This is a genomic window from Sulfuritalea sp. (assembly GCF_017302275.1).
Lineage (GTDB): Bacteria > Pseudomonadota > Gammaproteobacteria > Burkholderiales > Rhodocyclaceae > Sulfuritalea.
Map to the genome: position 1 here is coordinate 1 of NZ_JAFLDR010000010.1, position 24989 is coordinate 24989.

The following is a 24989-nucleotide window of genomic DNA, read 5'->3' on the forward strand; positions in this document are numbered from 1 at the left end:
CCTTCAATCGCTTCTTTGTTGCGTCGCTTAACCGCTTTTGTGCCATGACAACATTCTCCAATATCACCATTGGAGATACAACGTTTCAGATGATCAAAAGTTGTCCTGTTTTACGGAAATATCAATAGGTCAGCAACCCGGGATTGGGCCGGATCAGCGCAAAGGTCGGTGCCGCGGCGAAAGTGACCCGCGCCAGGCCCGCGCAAGTCCGCCGGGACAGAACGCGGCACAATGCCGTAGCATTGCCGGCTCGACACCGGGGCCATTCCCGGCCGACATGAGGTCGCGCCATGAGTTTCCATTTCCTGCAGAGCCTGTTCGATCCGCAAAGCATTGCCGTCATCGGCGCCAGTGCGCGTCCGCAACGGATCGGCAATGTGGTGATGCGCAACCTGCTCGCGGGCGGCTTCGGCGGCGTCATCATGCCGGTGAACCCGAAGCGGCAGGCGGTGGCCGGCGTGCTCACCTACCCGAGCGTCGCCGCGCTGCCGCAGACACCGGACCTGGCCATCCTGTGCACGCCGGCCGCGAGCATACCTGTGCTGCTCGACGAACTTGGCCTGCGCGGCACGCGCGCGGCGATCATCATGGCCGGCTACCTGGCGACCACCTTCGACGCCGATGGGCGGGCGCTGGAAACCGTCATCCTCGAAACCGCGCGGCGGCATGGGATACGCCTGCTGGGCGGCGGCACGCTGGGCATCCTGGTGCCGAAGGCCGGCATCAACGCCACCTTTTCCCAGGTGCGGGTCGAGCCGGGCATGCTCGCCTTCGTTTCCCAGTCGGACGCCGTGGGCACGATGGTGCTCGACTGGGCGCGGCCGAAGAAGGTCGGTTTCTCGCACTTCGTTTCGCTGGGCGACGCGCTGGACATCGGCTTCGGCGAAGTCCTCGACTTCCTCGCCAGCGATCCCGACACCCAGGCCATCCTGCTCTATATCGAATCGATCCGAGACCGTCGCAGCTTCATGGCCGCCGCGCGCGCCGCCGCGCGCAACAAGCCGGTGGTGGCGATCAAGGCCGGCCGGGCGCCGCGTCGCCGCCAAGCGGGCGGCGCGGAACCTTCCTACCTCGGCATGGCCGGCCTGATCAGCAGCGACGACGTATTCGATGCCGTCCTGCGCCGTGCCGGCATCCTGCGCGTGGAGCACCTCGATGAACTGTTCGGCGCCGTGGAAACCGTGGTGCGCTCGCGGCCGATGAACGGCAGCCGGCTGGTCGCCATCAGTAACGGTGGCGGCGGCGGCATCATGGCCGAGGACAGCCTCTACCTCGGCGGCTACGCGATGCCCGCGCTCGACGCAGACACCGTGGCGAAGCTGCGCCGCATCCTGCCGGCGAGCTGGGACGGCTGCAATCCGATCGACATCCGCGTCGACGCCAGCGCGGCGCGCTACGAGGCAGTGCTGGGCGCGCTGTGCGAGCAGCGCGCGGCGGACGCGATCCTGGTGATGCACACGCCCAACGCGCTCTCCAACAGCGGCGAGATCGCCGCGGCGGTGATCAAGGCCGCCAAATCCATAAATTGCACGCTGCTCACCTGCTGGGTCGGCGACGAAAGCGTCGCCGCCGAACGCAAGCGCTTCGCCGCCGCCGGCATTCCCACCTTCTCGACGCCGGGCCACGGCGCGCGCGCCTTCCTCCACATCGACAACCATCGCCTGGCGCGCGAACTACTGATGCAAGTGCCGCCCTCGATCTCCACCGGCTTCACGCCCGATCTCGATGGCGCGCGGCAGGTGCTGCGCGCGGCGCTGGACAAGGGACGCACCCAGCTCACCGAGGCCGAATCGAAAGCCGTCCTGGCCGCCTACGGCATCCCGGTGGTGGCGACCCATGCCGCCAACGATCCGCAGGACGCCGCCCGCGTCGCGCAGCAGATCGGCCTGCCGGTGGCGTTGGCCGTCATGTCGCGCGACCTGCGGCGCAAGTGGGACATTGGCGGCGTCGCGCTCAACCTGGAAACAGCCGAGGCGGTCGAGGCCGCCGCACGCGGCATGATCGAGCGCGCCCGCATCACCTGCCCCGAGGTGACCATCAGCGGCTACAACCTGCAGACCATGCAGCCGCGCGGCCATGCGCGGCAGCTGCTGGTCGGCGTCACCACCGATCCATTGTTCGGGCCGCTGATCATCTTCGGCGAGGGCGGGCGCGCGACCGGCATCCGCCGCGACATGGCGGTCGGCCTGCCGCCGCTGAACCTGCCGCTGGCGCAGGACCTGATCGAACGCAGCAGCGCCGCGGCGCTGCTCGACACCCACCGCGGCGATCCCGCGGCGGATCGCGATGCCATCGCGCTGGCGCTGACCAAGGTTTCGCAACTCCTGATCGACCTGCCGGAGATCGTTGAACTCGACATCAACCCGCTGTTCGCCAGCGACCGCGGCGTGACCGCGGTTGACGCGCATATCCAGTTGCTGGCAGCGCCGGCCAACCCGCATCGCTTCGCGATCCAGCCCTACCCGAAGACGCTGGAACAGCAGGCCACGCTGCGCAACGGCCGTCCGGTGCTGTTCCGCCCGATCCGCCCGGAGGACGAAGCCGCGCACTACGTCTTCCTGTCGCACATGAGCGAACAGGACCTGGTCTATCGTTTCTTCCACTATGTGAAGCAGATTCCACGGCGCGACATGGCGCGCCTGACGCAGATCGACTACGATCGCGAGATGGCCTTCGTCGCCAGCGCCACGGGCGAGGGCGGCGAGGCGGAAACCCTGGGTGTGGTGCGCGTGGTCGCCGCACCGGACAACCAGACCGGCGAGTTCGCCATCATCATCCGCTCCGACATGAAGGGGCAGGGCCTGGGTTCCGGTCTGATGCGCAAGATGATCGACTACTCCCGCGAGCGCGGCATCCGCATCTTCCGCGGCGACGTGATGTACGACAATCAGCCGATGCTCGCCCTGCTCAAGGACTTCGGGTTCAGCTTCGGCCGCAGCGAGGAAGCCGGCATCGTGCGCTGCACGCTCGACCTGCAGGTGCCGCCGGGCCAGGCGGCCGCCACTGGCCGAGCAGGAAATGCGGGCGTCGAAACGTGAAATATGAACTTTTTTGCAGTGCCGCGATGGGATAATCCTTAGCCATGACAACGTTGTGGCTGGCCCGACATGACCGAAAAGATCGCCGAAACCCTGCGAACCCTTGTTGATCGCTGCCGCGACCAGGTCGAGGGCGATTTGTGCGAACTGGTGGCCGAACTGGGGCCTGCCCTGATCGAAGGCGCGCGCGTGCTAGTCGCCAGCAGCCGCGACGACGCCCGGCGGCACGCCTGCATCAACCTGCAGTTCGAGCTCAGGAACCATTGGGCGAAGGCCGCACCGGCCCTGAAGGAAGCGCTCGCCCGGCGCCGCAAGCCGGCGCCCCGGGCAGGCCAGAACTATGGCGACGTGGAGAACCTGCAGATCGTCACCGACGACGAGACATCCATGCAACTCGCCATGCGCGGCGTCGTCGATCGCGTGAATTCGGCCTGCAGCGAGGAAAGCAGCTCCCTAGAACGGCGGGTTTCCTATCTCGTCCTGCGCGGCGCCATGGCCCAGGGCGACGGCAGCTTCCGCGTCTCGTCGCTCTGCGACTGCCTCCAGAGTGCCTGCGCCGAGGTTGTCGCCGACGTCGGCCAGCGCATCGTGCTGATGCAGCTGATGGGCGAACATATGGCGTCGGAGCTGCCCCAGCTGTTTCGCGCGATCAACGAAATCCTCTATGAAGCCGACATCCTGCCGCGCCTGAAGCGCAGCTACCAGGGAACGACCCCGGTCGATCCGAACACCATCGCGGCCGAGTCCACCAAGATGGCGGGCAAGCTCGAAATGCTGGTGAAGGCCAGAACCCAGGCGCGCGGCGCGACGAAAACAACCGATGCAGCGGCGGCAAGCCAGGCCTTCTTCCTGTCGCTGAAGTCGCTGCAGAAGGATGCCGTGAAGGCGTCGAACAACGCCCTGACCAACGTGGTCAAGCTGGCGCGCGACAGCGAAGGGGCGCGCCACGTCGGCGTCCAGGAATCCGTCACGCTGGACATCGTTGCCGAACTCTTCGATCTCATATTCGGCGACAAGAGCGTGGCGGAGGGCATCAAGACACTGGTTGCGCGCCTGCAGACGCCGGTGTTGAAGGTGGCCATGCTCAATCAGCGCTTTTTCGCGGATCGCAGCCATCCGGCCAGGCTCTTCCTCGACAGTATTTCGGGCATCGCGATCCGGTGGGGCAAGGTTGTCGATGCCAACGATCCCTTCTATCGCAAGCTGTCGGAACTGGTCGACCGTATCCAGCACACCTACGATGGCGATGTCGCGGTTTTCGAAGCCGCCAATGCCGAGCTTTCCAATTTCCTCGCCGAGCGGGAGGAGATTGAGGCGGAAGAAAGCCGGGTGCTCGCCGAGGCCGTGCGCGCGCGTGAGGAAGACTTGCGCCTGCAGCGCGCGGCGCAACTGCGCGCGCAGCGAACGGCCGACCAGTTGCTGGCACCCCTGATCACCCACGGCATACCGACCGGGATCGCACACTTCCTGCTGACTTACTGGCGCGACGTGTTGCAGGGGCGGGTGTACGCCTCCGGGGCGGAAAGCGCGGCCGTGACCTCGACCCTGCAAGTCGTGACGGACTTGTTGTGGACCGTGACTCCCAAGCACAAGCCGGAGGACAGGCAACGACAAGCGGCTGCCCTGCCAGCGCTGCTGAAGCGGTTGAATGCCGGATTCGAGGAAATCGGCACTTCGGCGAACGAGCGCAGCGCCTTCATGGACATGCTGGTGGAGTTGCAGCTCGCCGCCTTGCGCGCCGACCTGCGAGGCGCCGGCAAGGCCGCCGAGCCGAAGGAAGCACCGGATGCGCCGGTCATCAGCAGCGGGCCGACCCTGCAGGTCAGCCATTCGACGGCGAGCGGCGTCAGGGTGCAGGACATATCGCTGCCCGGCGGTGAAGGCACCAGCGCGGAAAGCACGCCCGACAGTGCCAACCTGCGCCGCGTCAGGCAACTGGTGCGCGGCGACTGGGTGGATTTCATGACCGCCGGACAAAGCCGCCGTGAGCGCCTGACGTGGATCAACCCCAGTCGCACCCTGCTCCTGTTCAGCAACAGCGCTTCCGCCTGCGCCATTTCCATCACGCCGGAAGCGCTGGCGGTGCGCCTCAGGAATCTGACCGCAAGCCTGGTCAAACCGGATTCGCCGATTTTCGAGCGCGCCCTGCACGGTGCCGTCCAGTCGCTGGAGAGGCTCACCTGATATTCCTGCCGGGGGCCGTATCGCCAGCGCCGACTTTTCGCGATGCAGGGATCGGGCGCCGAGGGTTCTGCGCCGTGCCCATGGAGAGGTTTCGGATATCGATCGGCACCCGCTTTGGCGACTGACGGATCGCTACGGTACAGGCAGTAGGTCACAGTGCCGGATTGCGTTGGAGCAGGTTCGCGTGTATTTTTGACTTTCCGGGAAACCGATTTCGAGCGAAGCCGCGAACGGCGACCCCAACCACAGCTTTGGAGCTTATCGTGGATACCACCAGAAAATTGTTGCTGGCGGCAGCGCTGAGCGGCACGCTAGCCAGCGTGCAGGGCATGGCGGCCGACGTGGATCGCAAGACCGTTTCGATCAATGATCGCATCCCGACCGCCGAGCAGGTTGCGGAGGCGATGTTTCCCAGGGAAATCCAGGCGCTCAAGGCCGAATGCGCGGCCGTCGAAAAGGCCGGCATGCGGTGCCAGAGCAGGATCCCGAAGTCCTCGCTGGATTCGGTGCTGGTCACCTTCCCGCGCGGCTCCTCGGAACTGACGGGTGAGGCGAAAGGATTCCTCGATTCCGTCGGCAAGGCCCTGCAGGCGAAGGAGTCGGTATGGACCTCGCTGCGCATCGAGGGCCACACCGACATCACCGGCAGCCCCGGCGTCAATGAGCGTCTGTCCAAGGACCGCGCGGAGGTGGTCAAGGCTTACCTGGTAAAGAACTTCAAGCTGAAGAACGTCGAGACCGTCGGCCGTTCCAGCGAGCAGCCGAAAGATACCGCCGATCCGACCAGCGCGCTGAATCGACGCATCGAGTTCGTGCCCGAGTGGTGACCGGGGCGTCCTGAACTTACAGGCCGCGTTGCCAGATCGGCCTGAGTTTTGCCGCCTCCGGGCGCGCGATCGCGGCCCGAATTTCATGTAGCAGTCGGTCCTTCTCGGCGCCGATGCTGCCTTTCAACGCCAGGCGGTTGGATACGTGGTCGCTGCGGAACACCGTGCGGCTCAGTTCCAGCGCCGAGATGAACCGTTCCATTTCGACGAACAGCTCGCGCTGGTCGCAGGCTTGCCATTCGGGAAACCCCGCACGGAAGCGCTTGTCGCCCTGCGGGAAGCTGACCACCAGCGTGGCCAGGTATTCGGGCTGCGTGGCGTTGGCCAAGCGCGCGGAATTCTCGGCGTGCTGTCGCGACAGCGAGGCGCCGCCGAGCCCGTTGAGGATCATCACCGAACGCCGGATGCCGGCCTGTTGCAGCTTGTCCAGGGCCTCGGCGGTGCTGGCGAAGGTTTCGCCCTTGTTCACTTTTTCCAGCACCTCGTCATCGCCTGATTCGGCGCCGACATAGGCCATGGATAGACCGGCGGCGGCAAGCTCGCCCAGTTCGCCGACCGACTTGCGCCGCAGGTTGCGCGGCAGGCAATAACTGGAAACGCGGCGCACCGCGGGCAAGTGCTGGTGGATCGCGGCAAGGGTGGCGAGCAGGCGTCGGGTCGGCAGCACCAGGGCATCGCCGTCGGCAAGGAAGACGCGGCGGATGTCGCTGCCGAAGCGTTCGCCGCAGCGGCGAATGGTTTCCATGATTTCCGCTTCGTCGCGGGCTCGGAACTTTTTCTGCGGCGCGGTGTACATCTCGCAGAAACTGCACTTGTTCCAGGAGCAGCCGTCGGTGACCGGCAGGATCAGCGATTCCGCCTCGCTCGGCGGGCGGAACACGGGGTCGATGTAGCGAATCGGAAAGGCTGCATCCATGGCGGTGATTATGGCAGGCCGGCGCAGGCTATGATCCATTTCCTCCGCAACCGCCCGCGCCACTTCATGACCTTTTCCGCCCTGGCCTTTGTCGATCTCGAAACCACGGGAGCCACGGCGACGGCCGATCGCATCACCGAGATCGGCATCATCGAGGTCGATGAGAATGGCATGCGCGAGTGGTCAACGCTGGTCAATCCGGGCACGCCGATCCCGTCCTTCATCGAAAGCCTGACCGGCATCAGCAACGCGATGGTGGCGGACGCCCCGGCCTTCGAGGAAGTCGCCGAAGAAGTGCTGGCGCGACTGGACGGTCGGTTGTTCGTCGCCCACAACGCGCGCTTCGACTACGGCTTCCTGAAGAACGAGTTCAAGCGCAGCGGGCACGAATTCCGCACCACGGTGCTGTGCACCGTCAAATTGTCGCGCAAGCTGTTCCCGCAGCATGCGCGCCACAACCTGGACAGCCTGGTGGCGCGCCACGGACTGGTTGTCAGCGCCCGCCACCGTGCGCTGGGCGACGCACGGCTGATCCACCAGTTCTGGAGTCAATTGCAACGCGATGTCGAACCCGATGTGCTGGCGGCGACGGTCAGGCAACTCACGGCACGGCCGAGCCTGCCGCCCAACCTCGATCCAGCGGCGATCGACGAACTGCCCGACGGTACGGGCGTCTATCTGTTCTACGGCGAAAACAACCTGCCGCTGTATGTCGGCAAGAGCAAGGAGCTGAAGAAGCGCATCCTGTCCCATTTCGCCGCCGATCACGCCGTCGCCAGGGAGATGAGCCTGGCGCAGCAGGTGCGGCGCATCGAATGCATCGAAACCGGCGGCGAGATCGGCGCGCTGCTGAAGGAAGCGGCGCTGATCAAGTCCCTGCAGCCGATCCACAACCGGACCCTGCGCCGCAACGATGACCTCTGCTTCTGGCAACTGATCGAGCCGCGTCCCGGCGAGTGGCGTCCGCGGCTACTGCCGGCGAGCGAACTCGGTGCCCGCCTGCCGGAGCATCTTTACGGCCCGTTCAAGACGATGCGGGAGGCCAATCGCACGCTGACCGAACTGGCGAAGGAACATCGGCTCTGCCATGCCTTGCTTGGCGTGGAAAGAGTGAAGCCCGGCAAGCCGTGCTTTGCGCACCAGTTGCAACAGTGCAAAGGCGTTTGCGTCGGCAAGGAGCCGGTCTCCTTCCACAGCGCGCGCCTGATGGCCGCGCTGGGCCGGCAGCGGCTCGCGCCATGGCCGTTTCCGGGGCCGGTCTGGATACGCGAGGGCGATGAGGTGCACCTGATCGACCAGTGGCGGCATCTCGGTACCGCGCGCTGCGAGGCGGACTTGTACGCGCTGCTCGACAACCCCTTGCCCGACTTCGATCGGGACAGCTACCGGATTCTGCAGAAAGCGGTCGAGCGCATGGTCCCGCTGGCGCCAGCGCCGGCAGCGCGAGCCTGATCCAATCCACGGTGGCCGGCATCAGCGCGCCGCGGTCGGCGGCGGATTGCGCAGGCGCGCCAGTTTTTCCTTGATCGCGGCCATGGACGCCGCAGCCGCCTTTTCGCCTTCAAGCACGGCACGGTGGCGGTCGTCGAGGCTGGTGGCGGATAGCTCGCCGGTAGCCGGGCGAATCACCACATCGGCCTCGGACAGCTCGTGGCGGCTGATGGTCTGGCCCATGATCGCGTAGGTTTGCAACAGCATGTCGATACTGTTGCCGCTGCGGCCATCGCGCGGCCTGGCGGAAATATCGACCGCGATCACGAAGTCGGCGCCGAGGCGGCGCGCGGCGCGCGCCGGCACCGGGCTGACCAGGCCGCCATCCACATACTCGCGACCGTTGATGGCGACCGGCTGGAATACGCCGGGCACCGCGGCCGACGCCTGCACCGCCCATCCGGTGCTGCCAGTGCGGAACAGGGCCGATTCGCCGCTATTGAAGTCGGTGGCGACCACCGCGAAGCTGCGTTTGAGCTTCTCCAGGGGCCGCTGGCTGACCGCGTCATTGACGAAATTGCGCAGGGGGTCACCCTTGAGCGCCCCGCGCAGTGTGACATTCCAGTCGAAGATGTGGTTCTTGTCCATGTCCATCGCGACTTTTTGCAGCTCGAAACCGTTGAGTCCGGACGCATACAGCGCGCCGACGACGGCGCCCGCGCTGGTACCGACCACGATGTCGGGAAGAATGCCCTGCGCTTCGAGCGCCTTGATTACGCCGACGTGGGCAAAACCGCGCGCCGCGCCGCCGCCAAGCGCCAAACCGATCCTTATCTGGGTGGGTGCTGGCGGCGGGGTGGGCGCTTCGCCCAGCAGCGCGCAGCCGGACAGCAGTGCGGCTGCGGCGAGGGTGAACAGGACGCGCGGATCAGGAGACGACACGGCGCTCAAGGTACGAAGCCAATCGCCCCCGCGATTGAGGGAAACTACCGAAGGTTCAGCTCGAGGCGCCGGGCTTGCGGCCGGGGCTCTTGGGCGGAATGTAGCCCGCGACCCGGCAGAGCACCGCCTCGACCTTTTCGCCGTCGGTGCTGAAGCGCGTCACGCTGCACTTCGATATCTCGCCGCGAGCGGAAAGGTCGGAAATGGAGCGGCGCACTTTCGCCAGCGATAGTCCCGTTGCGGCGGCGATTTCGGAATCGAAACGCTGTCCGTTGGCCTTCAGGTATTGCATGATTTCTTGCATATCCGCTGCTCCGGGTAAGTTGAAGCTGGTGGGCCCAGCGAGACTCGAACTCGCAACCAAAGGATTATGAGTCCTCTGCTCTAACCATTGAGCTACAGGCCCTGCTTGCTGCTGCGGCGGCCGTTGCTGTAGCGGCCGCCGGTGATGCATGTTCAGGTCTCGGAATCGAGGAAGCTGCGCAGTTTTTCCGACCGCGTCGGGTGGCGCAGTTTCCTCAAGGCCTTGGCCTCGATCTGGCGGATGCGCTCGCGGGTTACGTCGAACTGCTTGCCGACCTCCTCCAGCGTGTGGTCCGTGTTCATTTCGATGCCGAAGCGCATGCGCAGCACTTTCGCCTCGCGCGGCGTCAGGCTGTCGAGCACTTCCTTGGTCACTTCGCGCAGGGAGGCGAACAACGCCGCATCCCCAGGCGACAGCGTGGCCTGATCCTCGATGAAATCGCCCAGGTGGGAATCGTCGTCGTCGCCGATCGGCGTTTCCATGGAAATCGGTTCCTTGGAGATCTTGAGGATCTTGCGGATCTTCTCCTCGGGCATTTCCATCTTCACCGCCAGCGTCGCCGGATCGGGCTCGAGGCCCGTTTCCTGCAGGATCTGGCGGCTGATGCGGTTCATCTTGTTGATGGTTTCGATCATGTGCACCGGGATGCGGATGGTGCGCGCCTGGTCGGCGATCGAACGCGTGATGGCCTGGCGGATCCACCAGGTGGCGTAGGTCGAGAACTTGTAGCCGCGGCGGTATTCGAACTTGTCCACCGCCTTCATCAGGCCGATGTTGCCCTCCTGGATCAGGTCGAGGAACTGCAGGCCGCGGTTGGTGTATTTCTTGGCGATCGAGATCACCAAGCGCAGGTTGGCCTCGGTCATCTCGCGCTTGGCGCGACGGGCCTTGGCTTCGCCGGTGGACATCTGCTTGTTGATGTCCTTGAGTTCCTTGAGCGGGATGCCGATACGCACCTGCAGGTCGATCAGCCGCTGCTGCTCTTCGAGGATGTTCGGCGCGGCGCGCATCAGTTGCGCGGCGTAGGGCTTGCCCGACTGCACTTCGTGCTTGAGCCACTCCATGTCCGTCTCGTGGCCGGGGAAGACCTTGATGAAGTGCGCGCGTGGCATATGTGCCTTGTCCACGCAGAGATGCAGGATCTTGCGTTCGTGGCTGCGCACCGCCTCGACCATGCCGCGTACCGAGTCGCACAGGCGCTCGATCGACTTGGCGGTGAAGCGAATGTTCATCAGTTCGTCGGAAATCTGTTTCTGCAGCCGCAGGTAGCCCTTGTCCTGCGAGCCCTTCCTGGCCAGCGTCGGCTGCAGCCGTGCGAACAGGGCGTGGATCACCGAGAAGCGTTCGAGGGCATCCTGCTTGAGTTGCAGTAGCGACGCGGAAATGCGGGCGCTGCCATCGTCGTCCTCGTCTTCGCTTTCCTCGTCGACTTCCATCTCCTCGTCTTCGGCCAGCGCCTCGATGTCTTCGTCGGTGGCATTGGGATCGATCAGGCCGTCGACCAGTTCGTCGATGCGCATTTCGTCGCGGGCGACCTTGCCGGCGGTTTCCAGCATCTCGGCGATGGTGGTCGGGCAGGCCGAAATGGCCATGATCATGTGCTTCAAGCCGTCTTCGATGCGCTTGGCGATCTCGATTTCGCCTTCGCGCGTCAGCAACTCGACCGAGCCCATTTCGCGCATGTACATGCGCACCGGATCGGTGGTGCGGCCGAACTCGGAATCGACGGTGGACAGCGCCTGTTCTGCTTCTTCCTCGACCGCTTCGGTATCGACCGGAGCCGGCGCGGATTCATTGAGCAGCAGGTCGTCGACGGCGGGGGCCTCGTCGAAGACCTGGATCGCCATGTCGTTGAAGGTGGAAATGATCGACTCGATTTGCTCGGCATCGACCAGGTCGTCGGGCAGGTGGTCGTTGATCTCGGCGTAGGTCAGGTAGCCGCGCTCCTTGCCCAGCGCGATCAGGTTCTTCAGGCGCGTGCGCTTGGTGTCGAGGTCGATCGGCGTGGCCTCGGGGGCGACCAGCTTCTCGCGGCTCTTGCGGCCACGCGACTCGGCGATGGCCTTGGCCACGGATTTTGCCGGGACCGGCTGAGCGACTGGCTTGGCCTGTGCTACGACGACTTCGGGGGCCACGGCAGCCGGTTTGGCCGGCTTGGCGAGGGCGGCCTTGGCCGGTGCCTTTTCGGCCGCCGGCTTGGAGGGCTTCTTGGCCGGTACTTTGGCGGAAACTTTTGCGGGAGCAGCTTTCTTGGCCGGCGCAGGCTTCCTGGCCGGCGCCGCCTTCAGCGGCGCGGGCTTCTTCGCGACCGGCTTGGCGGCGGTCTTCGACTTGCTCTGCTTGGCGGTTACCTTCGGCATGACTATCCTCGGCTGGAGCGTGTTTCGGGTGCGACGCAGTGGGCCGGGGGAACGCCGCAACGATCACGGGCCGGCCGACTCCGCGCGCCGTGTAAGCGCAGGAGAACCGCTAAGTATATCAGATCGGGCCGTTCGACGCCGGAGGCGCTGCGGGGCGCTTCTTCGCCAGCAGTTCCGCCAGCCGCTGCCTTTCCTCGGCGCTCAGGCCCTGCCTGGCCCGGGCGGTAAGCCGTTCGATTTCCGCGGTGAGGGCGCCATGGCGCAGGTGGGCGACCGAATCGTTGAACATTGCTTCCAGGGCGCCCAGATCGACCGCTTCCACCATATTGGCCGCGATGCCCGAAATCAGGGCCTCGTGCGGGGTGCCCCGGAAAAACTCCAGCAGCAGGCCGAAGCCGCCGGCCGGCAGCTCGCCGTGCTCGATGGCATCGGCAATGGCGATCAGCGCATCGCCCTCGACACGCTCGCGGTCGATCAGTTCCAGTGGCAGCCGGGCAGCCCATTCCGGCTTGTGCAGGAGGATCTGCAGCAGCTTGTACTCTATAGATGAGGGAATCGGCCGCTGTTTCATCTGCGCCGGCGCATAACGGCTGCGGGCGAGCGGCTTGAGGCTGCATTCGGCTTCGACTTCGGCCTGGGACAATTGCGCGCGCTGGGCGATTTCCTTGGTCACCTGCACCCGCAGGATGGGCGCGGATATCTTCTGCAACAGGGGTTTGGCTTCGTGTACCAGCAGGGCGCGCCCCTCGGCCGTGCCCGGATTGGCCCGCTTCACCAGTTCGCGCAGCAGGAACTCGCTGAGCCGCGTGGCGCTGCGGGTTTGCTGCACGAAGGCCTCGCGCCCATGTTCGCGGATGAATTCGTCCGGGTCCTGGTTGCCCGGCATCTGCAGGATTTCGACCGTCTTGTTGTCGGCCAGGTGACCCAGGCTGACTTCCATTGCGCGCCACGCCGCGCGATCGCCAGCGCTGTCGCGGTCGAAGCAGAACACCACCCGATTGGCCTGTTTCAGCAGCTTTTGCACGTTGGCGTCGGTGGCGGCCGTGCCCAGCGTGGCGACCACGTTCTCGACCCCGCTCTGCACCAGGCCGACCACATCCATGTAACCCTCGACTACCAGCACCGTGTCTTCTTCCTGGATGGCCTTGCGCGCCTGCGGCAGGCCGTATAGCTCGCGGCCCTTCTCGAACAGCGGGGTTTCCGGCGAATTGAGGTATTTCGGCTCACCCTCACCGATCACCCGGCCGCCGAAGCCGATCACGTTGCCGCGCTGGTCCTGGATGGGGAACATCACCCGGTCGCGGAAGCGGTCGTAGCGGCGGCCGGTCTCATTGACGATGACAAGGCCGCATTCGACCAGGGCAGCATCGTTGTAATCGGGAAAGACCTGTTGCAGGCCCTGCCAGCCGTCCGGCGCGTATCCGAGGCCGAACTTCGCCGCGATTTCGCCGGTAAGCCCCCGCCCCTTGAGGTAATCGACGGCCTTGGGCGAGGCCTTCAACTGATCGCGGTAGAACATCATGGCGCGCGCCATGAGTTCCGTCAGCGGCGCCTTCTTCGCCCGTTCTGCGCGATTGCGCTCCTCCTGCGGCACCTGCAGGCCGACCGACGATGCCAGGTCCTCCACCGCCTCGACGAAGCCGATGCCGGCGTGCTGCATCAGGAAGCCGATCGCGCTGCCGTGGGCACCGCAGCCGAAGCAATGGTAGAACTGCTTGGAGGGGCTGACCGTGAAGGACGGCGTCTTCTCGGAATGGAAGGGGCAGCAGGCGCTGTAGTTGGCGCCGGACTTCTTTAGCGGCACGTAGCGCTCCACCACGTCGACGATATCGACGCGGGCCAGCAAGTCCTGGACGAAGCTCTCGGGGATCACGCGGACATTATGCCGCGCTTCAGCCAGTCGCCAGTTTTGCCTTGACCAGTTTGGATACTTCGCCCATGTCGGCGCGGCCCGCCACCCGGGGCTTGACCAGGGCGATCACCTTGCCCATGTCGGCCGGCCCTTTGGCGCCCGAGGCGGCAACCGCCGCCGTCACGATTGCCTCGACCTCGGCGGCGGAGAGGCCCTGCGGCATGTAGTCGGCGAGCACCGACGCCTCGAATTTTTCCGCATCGGCCAGGTCCTGGCGCTTGGCGGCCTCGTACTGGTTGATGGAATCCTTGCGCTGCTTGAGCATCTTTTCGATCACGGCGATCACCGCCGCGTCGTCGATCACCAGTTTTTCGTCGACGCGCTTCTGCTTGATCGCGGCGCGCAGCAGGCTCAGCGCATCCTTCCGGGCCTTGTCGCCGGCCTTCATGGCGGCTTTCCAGTCGTCGTCGATACGGGTTTCGAGGCTCATGATTCATCCCTTGCACAAGAACAAAAACCGCCGGAAGGCGGTTTCATGGTTGAAGCGGTACGGCGTGCTGCCCGGCGCGGCCTTGGCCGCACCGGTCAATACATCTTCGGCGGCAGGAGCTGGCTGCGAATCCGCTTGTGGTGACGCTTGACGGCGGCGGCGGCCTTGCGCTTGCGCTCGGTCGTGGGCTTTTCGTAGAACTCGCGTGCGCGCAGCTCGGTCAGCAGACCGGTCTTTTCGATGGCACGCTTGAAGCGACGGATCGCAACTTCGAACGGCTCGTTTTCCTTGAGGCGAATACCCGGCATGTAAATAATCCTGGAGAAACGGGGAAAGGCCGGCATTCTAACCAGTTCGCCCCGGATGTCAATGATCGCGTCGCTTGCCGCGCAGGGCCCGCACCTCGAAGCTCACCGCATCCAGTTCGACCTCGGTGGCATCCACCAAGGCCAGCCGGTGCTTGCCCGGTTGCGGCAGCCAGCGGTTGCTGCGGCCGGCGCGTCCGGCCGGCTTGCCGTCCATGCGCCATTGCCATCCGGTTTCGGCCCGGGATGACAATTGCAGCGGCAGGCGCTGGCGCCCCGGCGGGATGTCGGGATCGAGCGCGATCACCGTGCCCTGCGCCGGATAGCGGATGCGCGCCAGCGACTTCTGGGCCGCTACGCGAACGATGCTGCGTTCGGTGCCGGCAATGAACCATTCGCGGCGCGGCGGTTCGGCCTGGACGCGGGGGCTCGATTCGAAGCGGACGTCGCGCGCGATCAGGCCGGGCGGCGCTGCCGGCGGCGCGCTTGGCGTCCTGCGGCGCCCGGCGTCATCGCCCCGATGCAGCCAGTCCATCACCTCGCGCCACACCGGCGCCGCGCCGGCGATGCCGGAAACCTCGTGCATCGCCGCGCCGCTGGCATTGCCGACCCAGACCGCGACGGTGTAGCGGCGCGAGTAGCCGGCGCACCAGTTGTCGCGCATGTCCTTGCTGGTGCCGGTCTTGGCGGCGCTCCAGTAGGGCGTCGCCAGCCAGGATTCGAGGCCGAAACTGCCGGCGCGTGCGGCGCGGTCGGCGAGGATATCGCCCACCAGGAAGCTGGCAGTGGCTGCCAGCGCCTGGCGCGGCGCGCCGGCGAAGGCGCCGCAATGTTCGCCGCGACACGGTGCCGCGTTGGCGTCGGGCGTGGCGCGCAAGGCGCTCCAGCGGCCGGCGTTGGCCAGCGTGCGGTAGGCATTGGCCAGCGCCAGCAGCGAGACGTCGGCCGAGCCCAGCGCCAGGCTGTAGCCATACCAGTCGCCGCTTTCGGTCAGGCTGTCGAAGCCGAAGCGGCGCAGGCCCTGCTGGAACTCGTCGGCACCCAGGCGCACCAGGGTCTTCACCGCCGGAACGTTGAGCGAGGCGGCCAGCGCGGTGCGCGCGCTGATCCAGCCGCGATGCTCGGGTTCGTAATTCTGCGGCGCGTAGAGCCCGTTGCCGGTGGCCAGCGTCAGCGGCGCGTCCTCGATCAGCGAGGCGGCGGTGAGGTCGCGGCGCGCGAAGGCCATGCCATACAGAAACGGCTTCAGCGTCGAGCCGGCCTGGCGCAGCGCGGTCACGCCATCCACCGCAGCGGCATCCGACAACTCGCCGCTGGAGCCGACCCAGGCGAGGATTTCGCCTGTCGCGTTGTCGGCCACCAGCACCGCGCCGTCCTCGACCTTGTGCTTGTCCAGAGCCCTCAGGTGGCGACGCAGGGTTTCGTCGGCGAAGCGCTGCAAGTCGGCATCCAGCGTGGACCGGCGGCGCTCGCCGGGCCGGGTGAGGAGCTTTTGCGCCAGGTGCGGGGCCAGTGGCGGTGTCTGGTCGGCGCGGTGCAAAACGTTGGCCAGTGTGGTCGCGGCGACCGCGTCGAGGTCATGACAGAGGGCTTCGCGCCGCATCTCGCGCAGCAGCGCACAGGCACGCCGCGCGACGACGGCAGCGCCGGCGTTCGGCGCGCGCAGCAACGCGGCGGCCAGCGCGGCTTCCTGCTCGTCCAGCCCTTGCGGCCACTTGCCGAACAGCCCCCGGCTCATCGCCGCGACGCCTTCGAGCTCGCCGCGAAACGGCGCCAGGTTCAGATAGGCTTCGAGGATCTGGTTCTTGCTCCAACTTTGCTCCAGGCGCAACGCGGCTGCCGCCTGGTCGAGCTTTTCCACCAGCTTGCGGCGGCCCTTGCGGCGCGATTCCGCGTCGAGCAGACCGGCCAGTTGCATGCTTATGGTGCTGGCGCCGCGCGTCTTCTCGTGGCGCAGGTTGCTCCATGCGCCGGCCGCGGCGGCCTGCCAGTCCACGCCGGCATGTTCGAGGAAGCGCTTGTCCTCGGAGGCCAGCACGGCGCGGCGCAGAGCCGGCGCGATCTCGCCGAGCGGCACCCAGGGCAGGCGGCGCACCGTGCGATCGAGGCGCAGCGCCGCGATCGGCGTGCCGTCGCGCGCCAGCAGCCAGGCGTCCGACGGACGGTGCGCGGCGCGCACTTCGCTGAAGCCGGGCAGAGCCATTGCCGACAGGCTGGGCATCAGCAGGGCAAGCGCAGCCAGGGGCCGAAGATGGCGCCACATTCAGTGCAGCCCCAGCGTCGCCACCAGGCAGTGTGCGGCCTGCTCTGCGCCGCTCGCCACCGGTTGCGGCGGCTGCGGGGTTCGCCAGAGCCGTTGCATGGCCGGGATGAATTCGCCGGCCAGTACCTGTTCGCGCGTCAGCACTTGCGCGCGAGCATGGCGTCCGAGCCATGCGGCGAAGGGGGCCGACTCCGGCCAGTCGTCGCGCTGCAGGTAGAGGATCGGAATTCCGCCGCAGGCGGCTTCGACGAAGGTGCCGTAACCGGGCTTGCTGAGCACGACATCGACGCTGGCCAGCAGGTCGGAGAAATGCAAGCCGGGGACATCCATGTTGCGCACGTCCTCGCGTGCGATCGCCAGTTCCGCTGGCACCAGCCAGCACAGCCCCGGCGTGTGGGGCCAAGTGGCCAGCGGCAGGGGGAACTCCATGCCGCCCATGGCGACCAGCGCCCAGTGCCGGGCCGGATCGAGGTCGAGCAGTCGCGCGACGCGCTCGCGGTCGCGCTGTCCCCGGCGCGCGATCGGGGCGATGTCCTGACAGCGTGACAGGTCGGACATCGGCAGCCCCGGCGTGACGCGAAAAAACGCCGCCGCCGAGTTGTAGGCGGCCAGCATCTGGCCGTGGATCGGCGCGGCCCAGGCCTCGCCGGGGAAGTAGTGGGCGAACAGTTCCGCCCAGTTCAGCGAGCACAGTCCGGCCGCCGGAATGCCGGCCGCCGCAGCCCCCGCCAGCGGCAGGTAGGCGACGTTGGCGACCAGCGCATCGACCTCGTGTGCGCGCAGCCAGTCGGCCTCAGCGGCCACGGTTTGCGTCCAGTCGGCATGAAACTCTCGGTAGCGCTGCGCGCTGGCGGCGAGGTCGATGTCGACCGCGTTGTGCATCACGAAGCCGAAATCGCGCGCTTCCGCGATGTGTTCGAACGCGGCGTCGACGCGCCGCCGCAGGCGTTCGAGCGGCAGCGCGCTGCGCACCGTCAGGCGCAGTTCCGGGCACAGCGCGGCCAGCGCGTTGAGCACCGGCGCGATCTGCGACAGGTGGCCCAGGCCATGCCCCGAAATGTCGGCCAGCAGGTGCATCAGCCGGGCAGTTTCAACAGGCGCGCCACGCGCCGGTCGACGAAGCCGCGCGCGGCGAAATCCGTGGCGCCGGCGAGCTTTGCGGCCTCCACCGCGCTCTCGTCGAAGCTTGCGGCGCAGGCGATGATGGGCAATTCGGGATGCGCGGCCCGCAAGCCGGAAATCTCTGCCAGTGCCTCGCGCCGCCCGAGGTCCACGACGATGCAGTCCGGCGCCTCGCCGCCGTCCTTTTTCAGCATGCGCACGCCTTGCGCGGTCCAGGCCGATTCGAGCCGCAAGCGGGTGGTCAGGTCGTGGCAAAGCAGGAGTATCTTCATTGAACGTTTCCTCGTGGTTGCGTGTTGCAGCGCCGTATCCCCGGCGCCGACTTTTCGGGTCGGACTGGCCTTGCGTTCAATTCCCCACCACCACCTTCGCGTTGGGCACTTCGCCGAACACGTCGGGCGCGTACATGGCTTCGACCCGCGTCGGAGGCAGCGCGAACTCGCCGGCGTTGTTGATGCGCAGCGTGTAGTCGATGCTGAAGCGGCCCTTCGGCACTACTTCGTAATAGGCGCGGAAATTGGCGAAGGTCCGTTCGACGAAACTGGGCCAGAGGCGCCGCGCGCGGCGGTCTTCGTCCAGCGTCGCGATGCGCGAATCGCGGCCGTCGCCCTCGCCCAGGATGCGGCTGCCGGCCGGGATCGGGTCGCTGACCACGACCCAGCCCATGTCCTGCTCGGCGTCGATGGTCAGCGTGATGCGCCACAGGTCGCCGCGACTCACCTTGCCTTTTTCCCTTTCCTGCAGCGGCGTCACCTGGCGCGTGACACGATAGCCGAAGGCGCGCGGGCCGCCGGCCGGAATCGCGGCAAGTGCCTGGATGCTGGCCCAGGGCTTGCCGCTGCCGTCGTGCGTGACGGCGAGCGTGGCCTCGCCCGCGGGCCAGGGCAGCGCCAGGCGCGGTGCGTCGTCGGCGCCCGTCCAGCGATGCTCGGCCTTGCCCGCGCCGAGGCTGGCGCGCGTGGTGCCGGCCACCGCTTCCTTCTCGAAGCGCCTTCCGTACTGGTCGAGCGCGATCGCGGCCCAGGCGTTGGCCGTGGTGGTGAACCAGCGTCCGCGCACCTGGCGTTCCAGCGCGCCGCGCAGCAGTTTCGGCAGGTCCTCGCGCCAGCCCGGTTCGTCCATCACCGCCTCGATCAGGCGGAAGGCGTTGGAATCGCCGCTGACCATCAGCCACCACCAGTAGTCGCTCTTCTCGGTGGTGAAGCTCAGCCGTCCGCCAGTGTAGGACAGCCGATTGCGCAGTTCGCGCTCGGCGGCGGCGAGCTTCTCCGCGCGCTGCGGCAGGTCGGTGAGGCGGCGCACGACGAGGTACCAGTCGATCAGCGCCGAGGTCGGCAGGCGCAACGGTTCGACTTCCAGCGCGGCGGCGGCCTTGGCCGGATTGCGTCCGGCGCGGCTCAGGGCTTCCAGCGCAAGCAGCTTGCCGGCGAGCTGCGCGTCTGTCGCGGCCGGCGACCACAGCGGCGCCTTGAAGCGCGCCTCGACGAAGCCGGCGAGGCCGTCTTCCAGGCGCGTCCTGAGTTCCGCCGGCAGCGTCATGCTGCTGGCCAGCGAAATGTCGAGCAGGTAGGCGCTGAGCGTCGCACTGCCGGGGCTGTTGGCAAGCGCGTCGCCGGGGAAATAGCGCGCCAGGCCGTTGCCGTCGAGCAGCGCGGGCAGGCTGTCGACCACCTCCTTCCAGCGCGCCTCGTCCTTGAGGCCGACTGCGACCGAGGCCCGCTGTTCGAGGCAGGCGAAGGGGTAGTCCTCGAAGAAGCGCCGCAGCCCGGGCGGCGGCGTCGACAGCTTCGGCGACAGGCCCAGTTCGATGCCGCCGCGACCCGGCAGTGCGCCCGGCGGCATGGCGACGGGCAGTTCGAGCTTGCCCTCGACGCGGGCGAAGCTGGCCTGCTGCACGGTGACCGGCACCGCGGGTTCGATCTTCTGGGTGACGCGCAGCCGGTCGCGGCCGGGGGTCTTGCTGCCGTCGCCGTTTTCGTTGGCCTCGAATTCCCATGTCATGGCCGAGGCGCCTTCCGGCGCCTGCGCGTCCCAGGCCAGTTCCGCCGCGCCTTCGGCGGCGAGCTTCACTTCCTTAGCTTCCAGCGCCTGCGCGCCGGCGCGCGCCGTGACATTCACCGTCATCGCCCGTGCCGTGCCGTTCCTCACCGTCAGCAAGGCCTGGTAGCGGTCCTTTTCGCGCACCAGCGGCGGCAGGCCGGACACCATCTGCAGGTCCTGTCGCGTGCGCACGGTCGCCGCGCCGCTGCCGAACAGCGCGGCGCCGGCAGTGGCGATGCCGACCAGCTTGAACTCGGTGAGCGAATCGTTGATCGGCAGCTTCAGCATCGCCGTGCCGTCAGCGCCGACTTTCACGCGCGGCTGCCAGCTCAGCAGCGTGTCGAACAGTTCGCGCGCCGGGGCGCGGCCGCCGCCGCCGCCCGGCGGCACGGCCTTGCGGCCGAAGTGGCGCTTGCCCAGCACCTGCGATTGCGCGGTGGACGTCGCCACCTCGTAGGCGCGGCGCGGCGACATGGCTTCCAGCAAGTTCCAGCTGTCATTGGGCCGCAGTTCGAGCAGCGCCTGGTCCACGGCGGCGAAGGCCAGCTCGGTGCCGGCCGGCAGCGTCTTGCCCGCGGGCGGCGACACCTTGAGGCGTACCGTGGCTTCCTCGCGCGGCCGGTATTCCTTGCGTTCGGGCAGCACCTCGACCTTGAGCCGCAGGCTTTCCGTGCCGACGCCGAGCTCGGCCAGCCCCAGGCGCCAGGCCGGCTTGGCCAGGTCCACCATTGCCGTCGGCTGTTGCGGGTTCCACCAGTCGCGGAACCAGGCCAGCGGCTCGCGCCAGCCCCACTGGAACAGCGAATACCATTTCAGCGGCTCGATGCGCCCGCGCACCACCAGCACCGAAACGAAGACATTGGGCGCCCACTCGCCCTTCACCGGCACCTCGATCACCGGGCTGAAGCGCGACAGCGGGCGGACGAAGGTTTCGATGATGCCGCCGGCCTCGACCGAGACCAGCGCCGTCGCCTCGCGGAAGGGCGTATGCACCCGGAATCGCGCGGTGTCGCCGGCCTGGTAGCTGCGCTGTTCGGGCACCACGTCGATGCGGTCCTGGTTGCCGGCGGTGAACCAGGGATCGTCGCCGCCGCCGGCGGCCCAGTAACTGGCGCCGCTCCTGGCGACGTTGCCTTTCGCATCGCGCGTCTGCGCCAGCAGGTAGATTTCACCCGCGCCTGGCACCTTCGGTTCGCAGCGCAGCAGGCCGCGTGCGTCGCTGCGCCCGCTGCACACGGCGCCGAGGTCGGCGAATTCCTCGCGGTTTTCGTAGGCGTAGAAGCCGCCCACCACGCGCCGGCGGTGCGAATGCGAAATGCGCCGCTTGGCCGAGACCTCGATCTCCTGCCCGGCGACCGGCTTGCCGTCGAGGTCCAGCGTTACCAGGTCGACCCGGCCCTTGTCGGCGGGCGAGCTCCAGTCCCGTATGCGCATGCCCAGCACCACCGCCGCCGGCCACAGCGGCACCGTGCCGCGGATGGTCTGCAGCTCGCCGTTGGGATCGTTGAAGCTCATCTCGGCGTAGATCTCGGCCGGACCGCGCGGCTTGCGGCCGAGCGCCACGTCGAGCTTGCCGGCGCCGGCCTGGTCCAGCGTCAGCGCCTGCTTGTCGACGATCAACTGTTCCCGTTCGCGGCCGTTGTCGATGCCGAAGGCATTGAGCGCGGCGTCGCCGAAATCGGCATTGAAGCTGTAGCCGTCATGGCCGGGCCAGCTCGGCCAGGTCGGGCGCAGGGTGGCCGAGACCTGCACCGGGTGCGCCTTTGCCGCGCCGCCGTTGAGGAAGGACAGGCCCAGCGCCAGCGGCACGCTGCCGGGCGCGACGAAGCGTTTGCCGGCGCCCTGCACGCTGCCGGTGAATACCGGCAGGCGGAAATCCGAGACGCGGAACTCGGCATCGGATCGGGAATTGCCAACACGCGGGCCCGTGCCGCCACGCAGCTCGACGGCATAGGTGCCACGCTTGGCCGCCTCGGGAATCTTCCACTGCGCGAGCGCCACGCCCTGCGCGTCCCACGACAGTGGCAGCGCGTATTCGGCGCCGCTGTCGTGGCGGATCACCGCCTGCTTCGGCAGCGTCGCCGGATCGGCGTAGCCCATGCCACGGCTGTTGCGCTCGCGCGCGACGTGCTTCATCGACACGGTCTGGCCGGGACGCAGCAGGGTGCGGTCGAATACCGTGTGGATCAGGCGCGGCCCGGCGCTTTCGCCCCAGGTGTTGACGCCGAAGCGCCAGGGCTCGATGCCTTCGTTCCAGTCGCTGCGCGCGAAGCTGTAGTCATCGCCGAGCCGCGCGCTGGCAAAGAGGAAGCTGGCGCCGCCGCAAGCGGTTTCGCCCAGCGCGCGCTCGGCGATGGCGCGGCCCTGGGCGTCGGTCCTGCCGCTCCACAGCAGGGCACCCTTGCAGTTCGAGACGCGCACCTCGGCGTTCGCCACCGGCTTGCCGCTGTCCAGCGCCGTGACCCAGACCAGCGCGTTGTCGGCGCCGCGCTTGAAATGCACCGCCATGTTGGTCACCAGCGCGGCGGAGCGTACATACATCGGCTTCGGCCCGTCCTTGCCGGCCGCCAGCAGCGCCGCGCCGAGCAGCCGGCTTTCGACCTCCACCACGTGGTAGCCCGGCTTCGCCAGCGGAATGCCGAGCACTTCGAACTCGGCGCCGCCGCCGGGCTTGGGCAGTTCGCGGCGGGTGACGCCGGGGGCCTGCGCGAGGTAGGAAAGCTCGCGGGAGTGGTAGGGGTCCTCGTAGTCCTCTTCCTTGCCCTCGCGCACCACCTTCAGTTTCTTGGTACGGCGGTTGAAGGCCGCCAGCTCCTGCATCGTCGCGATCACCGCGGCATCATCGACGAGGTGGCGTTCGGCCAGGCGCAGGCTGGCCTCGACGTTGCGCAGGGTGACCGGCAGGAGGCCGCCCTCGCGCAGTTCGACGATGCCGAAGTCGCCCGGGAACTTGGCCAGCGGCGGCAGCGCGGCGATGGCGAACTTGAGCGGGAAGTTCGCCGTGTTGGCCAGCGGGCGCCCCGCTTCGTCCTTGATGCCGGGCGGCAATTCAAGGCGCAGCTCGGCGTTTTGCGCGAAGGGTTTGGCGAAGACGAAACGGGTGGTGGTGTTCTCGCGGCGGCCTTCCTTCAGGCTCGGGTCGAGCGGCGGGCGTTCGCCGGCAGGCGTCAGCAGCCGAATCTTGCCGCGCAGCGCGGCATCGACCGGCGCGGAGAATTCCAGCGTCAGGTCGGACAGCGGTGAGCAGGGCGCGCCGGCCTTCTCGCGCTCGCAGCTCAGCGTGGCGCGGAAGGGTTCGCGTACCGGGTAGACGAAGCTTTCCTCTTTCGTCGATAGCGCACCATTCTCGGCGGCGATGCCCTTGCCCCACACCAGCTTCATCTTCGTCCCGGCGGGCAGGCGTTCGCTGCAGGCCAGCACAATCTCGTCCCTGCCGCCGCGCCGCGTCGCGGCCACGATCTCGGCGCGCTCCTTCGCCGCCAGGAGGCGCACCGGAATGCGGTTGCCGACGCCATCGGCCTCGCACCAGGCGTTCTGTTCCACCGAGGCCGGCTTCACCGCCCCGGCCGGCGTGACGATGAAGGCCTGGTCCTCCTCGATGCTACTGCCTGACGCGGGATAAACGGCGCGCGGCCACGGCCCCGGTGCGTAGAAGCGGTAGCGGTTCTGGCCCTGGATGCGCTCGCCATTGACCGCGCGGAAGTTTGTCCGCACCGCGAACAGGCAGCGCTCGCCGGGCTGCAGGGGGCGTTCGAGTTGCCAGGCCCAGGTGCGGGCATCGACCCAGCGCGCGGACCCCTTGGCGGCCCCGCAATCGACGCTGAAGGGCGCCGGCGCATCGGGCCGGCCCAGCGCCACCATGTCGGTATTGAAGCTCGCCGTGGCGCGGGTCTGCTGGTCGACCAGTTCCTGCGGGGTGAACTGCTGTACCCAGGCAGCGTGCCCGGCGCAGGAGAGCAGAAGACAGAGCAGACCGGCGGCGCGCGTGGGCATGAAGGAAGGGCGGCGGATGAACGTCGGCCGATTATAGCCAGCAGGGATCACGGAACCCCGCCCGCCGCCGCGTCGCCGGCGACCGCAGGAAGCCTCTTTGTGGCGCCGATTTTTCACCGGCGCCACAAACGAAAACGGGAGCCGAAGCTCCCGTCCTGTACTGCGTCAGGCGTCGATCAGGCGGCAGCCTTCAGCTTGCGGCGGCGCGCCATGAAGCCCAGCATGCCAAGGCCGGCCAGCATCATGGCGTAGGTCTCGGGTTCCGGGACGGGCTGCGTGTTGAATTCCAGATAGGCTTCCGGCACGCCGCCATTCCAGCCAAACGCCGCGATGTTGTCGAAGGTGGTCTCGGGATTCGGATAGCTCGTCGTGATCGAGCCGCCGAAATTGAACTGGCCGCCGGCGGCGGCATTCAGCGCGGCGAGGCCGGTCGCGTTCAGCGAAATGCCGACGTAATGGCCGACGCCGGTATTGGCCGAAAGCAGCGTCACCGAACCGAGGCCAGGGCCATTTTCCAGACCGGCGAAGGTAAAGCTGCTGGCTTCGTGGACGGTATAAAACGCACCTGCATCATAGGGGGACGGGTCGGGGTTGCTGCCCTCGTTCCAAATGTACAGCGTTGCGTTGCTGAACGAGGTGCTGGGCAGCAGGAAATTGAACCAGTTGTTCAATTCATCGGGGCTTTCCCAACCGGCGAAGTGGTTGTTGATGCCTCCGTTGAATCCGCCGGAGTTCGCCCCGGAGTTGTCAGAAATCCAGCCCGAATTGCTGGCGGCAACAGTAGCGGCCGAGGCCGGCGAGGCCAGCGCGAAGCTGACGATGACGGCAGCGGTGATCTTGGAAACCGTGAAACTGCGGAAACTCTTCATGGCGCTTACTCCTTGCTTGTTGTAGTGGGGGGCCATCGGGTTCCGATGTACCG

General features: G+C 67.2%; 16 protein-coding genes and 1 tRNA gene. 4 read left to right on the forward strand and 13 right to left on the reverse strand.

All coding sequences use genetic code 11. The features are described 5' to 3' along the window. Positions 1-290: 290 nt before the first annotated feature. The 3 genes from J0M27_RS07200 (at position 291) to J0M27_RS07210 (ending at position 6049) form a co-directional block, all read left to right on the forward strand. Positions 291-3038 carry a bifunctional acetate--CoA ligase family protein/GNAT family N-acetyltransferase gene (locus tag J0M27_RS07200; protein ID WP_294989168.1) on the forward strand — a complete coding sequence of 916 codons (2748 nt, stop codon included), beginning with the start codon at positions 291-293 and terminating at the stop codon, positions 3036-3038. A 69-nt stretch (positions 3039-3107) separates the two neighbouring features. Then, positions 3108-5222 (forward strand): DUF1631 family protein, encoded by a 2115-nt coding sequence (locus J0M27_RS07205; RefSeq protein WP_294989171.1) that lies wholly within the window; start codon positions 3108-3110, stop codon positions 5220-5222. A gap of 263 nt (positions 5223-5485) precedes the next feature. Next, positions 5486-6049: an OmpA family protein gene (locus J0M27_RS07210; protein ID WP_294989173.1), complete on the forward strand. Its 564-nt coding sequence runs from the start codon at positions 5486-5488 to the stop codon at positions 6047-6049. A 16-nt stretch (positions 6050-6065) separates the two neighbouring features. Here the strand turns inward: J0M27_RS07210 and J0M27_RS07215 are convergent, their stop codons facing one another. Next, entirely contained in the window at positions 6066-6965 is a 900-nt protein-coding gene (locus J0M27_RS07215) for a radical SAM protein (protein WP_294989175.1), read from the reverse strand. Positions 6966-6995: 30 nt separating this feature from the next. On the opposite strand from J0M27_RS07215, the gene J0M27_RS07220 reads away from it, so the two are divergent. After that, positions 6996-8417 (forward strand): 3'-5' exonuclease family protein, encoded by a 1422-nt coding sequence (locus J0M27_RS07220; RefSeq protein WP_294989178.1) that lies wholly within the window; start codon positions 6996-6998, stop codon positions 8415-8417. Positions 8418-8438: 21 nt separating this feature from the next. Here the strand turns inward: J0M27_RS07220 and J0M27_RS07225 are convergent, their stop codons facing one another. The 12 genes from J0M27_RS07225 to J0M27_RS07280 form a co-directional block, all read right to left on the reverse strand. Beyond that, complete coding sequence (locus J0M27_RS07225) at positions 8439-9338, reverse strand: patatin-like phospholipase family protein (protein WP_294989471.1); 900 nt, start codon at positions 9336-9338, stop codon at positions 8439-8441. A 55-nt stretch (positions 9339-9393) separates the two neighbouring features. After that, positions 9394-9630 (reverse strand): ArsR family transcriptional regulator, encoded by a 237-nt coding sequence (locus J0M27_RS07230; RefSeq protein WP_294989181.1) that lies wholly within the window; start codon positions 9628-9630, stop codon positions 9394-9396. A 38-nt stretch (positions 9631-9668) separates the two neighbouring features. Next, positions 9669-9744: transfer RNA gene (locus J0M27_RS07235), tRNA-Ile, on the reverse strand. A 50-nt stretch (positions 9745-9794) separates the two neighbouring features. Continuing rightward, the gene (gene rpoD, locus J0M27_RS07240; protein WP_294989184.1) at positions 9795-12002 is read right to left on the reverse strand and encodes an RNA polymerase sigma factor RpoD; all 2208 of its coding nucleotides are present in this window, start codon (positions 12000-12002) and stop codon (positions 9795-9797) included. Positions 12003-12120: 118 nt separating this feature from the next. Continuing rightward, a complete protein-coding gene (gene dnaG, locus J0M27_RS07245) occupies positions 12121-13875 on the reverse strand; it encodes a DNA primase (RefSeq protein ID WP_294989187.1) in 1755 nt (584 codons plus the stop codon). Between the two features lie 19 nt (positions 13876-13894). Then, positions 13895-14344 carry a GatB/YqeY domain-containing protein gene (locus tag J0M27_RS07250; RefSeq protein WP_294989190.1) on the reverse strand — a complete coding sequence of 150 codons (450 nt, stop codon included), beginning with the start codon at positions 14342-14344 and terminating at the stop codon, positions 13895-13897. Positions 14345-14439: 95 nt separating this feature from the next. Then, a complete protein-coding gene (gene rpsU / locus J0M27_RS07255; RefSeq protein WP_041100734.1) occupies positions 14440-14652 on the reverse strand; it encodes a 30S ribosomal protein S21 in 213 nt (70 codons plus the stop codon). Between the two features lie 58 nt (positions 14653-14710). After that, positions 14711-16912: a penicillin-binding protein 1C gene (gene pbpC / locus J0M27_RS07260; protein WP_294989193.1), complete on the reverse strand. Its 2202-nt coding sequence runs from the start codon at positions 16910-16912 to the stop codon at positions 14711-14713. After that, positions 16913-17989: a hypothetical protein gene (locus J0M27_RS07265; protein WP_294989196.1), complete on the reverse strand. Its 1077-nt coding sequence runs from the start codon at positions 17987-17989 to the stop codon at positions 16913-16915. Next, on the reverse strand, positions 17989-18306 hold the full coding sequence (locus J0M27_RS07270) for a hypothetical protein (protein WP_294989198.1): 318 nt from the start codon (positions 18304-18306) through the stop codon (positions 17989-17991). Before J0M27_RS07270 ends, J0M27_RS07265 begins: the two co-directional genes overlap by 1 nt. 76 nt (positions 18307-18382) lie before the next feature. Further along, positions 18383-24067, reverse strand: a complete 5685-nt coding sequence (locus J0M27_RS07275) for an MG2 domain-containing protein (RefSeq protein ID WP_294989201.1) — start codon at positions 24065-24067, stop codon at positions 18383-18385. A gap of 176 nt (positions 24068-24243) precedes the next feature. Continuing rightward, complete coding sequence (locus J0M27_RS07280) at positions 24244-24936, reverse strand: PEP-CTERM sorting domain-containing protein (protein WP_294989204.1); 693 nt, start codon at positions 24934-24936, stop codon at positions 24244-24246. Positions 24937-24989: the final 53 nt, after the last annotated feature.

Bases quoted from the DNA above. Each gene is read 5' to 3' on its own strand.
- rpoD (WP_294989184.1), bottom strand. From the start codon at position 12,002: ATGCCGAAGGTAACCGCCAAGCAGAGCAAGTCGAAGACCGCCGCCAAG.
- J0M27_RS07230 (WP_294989181.1), bottom strand. From the start codon at position 9,630: ATGCAATACCTGAAGGCCAACGGACAGCGTTTCGATTCCGAAATCGCC.
- rpsU (WP_041100734.1), bottom strand. From the start codon at position 14,652: ATGCCGGGTATTCGCCTCAAGGAAAACGAGCCGTTCGAAGTTGCGATC.
- J0M27_RS07220 (WP_294989178.1), top strand. From the start codon at position 6,996: ATGATCCATTTCCTCCGCAACCGCCCGCGCCACTTCATGACCTTTTCC.
- J0M27_RS07250 (WP_294989190.1), bottom strand. From the start codon at position 14,344: ATGAGCCTCGAAACCCGTATCGACGACGACTGGAAAGCCGCCATGAAG.
- pbpC (WP_294989193.1), bottom strand. From the start codon at position 16,912: ATGTGGCGCCATCTTCGGCCCCTGGCTGCGCTTGCCCTGCTGATGCCC.
- J0M27_RS07270 (WP_294989198.1), bottom strand. From the start codon at position 18,306: ATGAAGATACTCCTGCTTTGCCACGACCTGACCACCCGCTTGCGGCTC.
- J0M27_RS07265 (WP_294989196.1), bottom strand. From the start codon at position 17,989: ATGCACCTGCTGGCCGACATTTCGGGGCATGGCCTGGGCCACCTGTCG.
- J0M27_RS07275 (WP_294989201.1), bottom strand. From the start codon at position 24,067: ATGCCCACGCGCGCCGCCGGTCTGCTCTGTCTTCTGCTCTCCTGCGCC.
- J0M27_RS07215 (WP_294989175.1), bottom strand. From the start codon at position 6,965: ATGGATGCAGCCTTTCCGATTCGCTACATCGACCCCGTGTTCCGCCCG.
- J0M27_RS07205 (WP_294989171.1), top strand. From the start codon at position 3,108: ATGACCGAAAAGATCGCCGAAACCCTGCGAACCCTTGTTGATCGCTGC.
- J0M27_RS07200 (WP_294989168.1), top strand. From the start codon at position 291: ATGAGTTTCCATTTCCTGCAGAGCCTGTTCGATCCGCAAAGCATTGCC.
- J0M27_RS07280 (WP_294989204.1), bottom strand. From the start codon at position 24,936: ATGAAGAGTTTCCGCAGTTTCACGGTTTCCAAGATCACCGCTGCCGTC.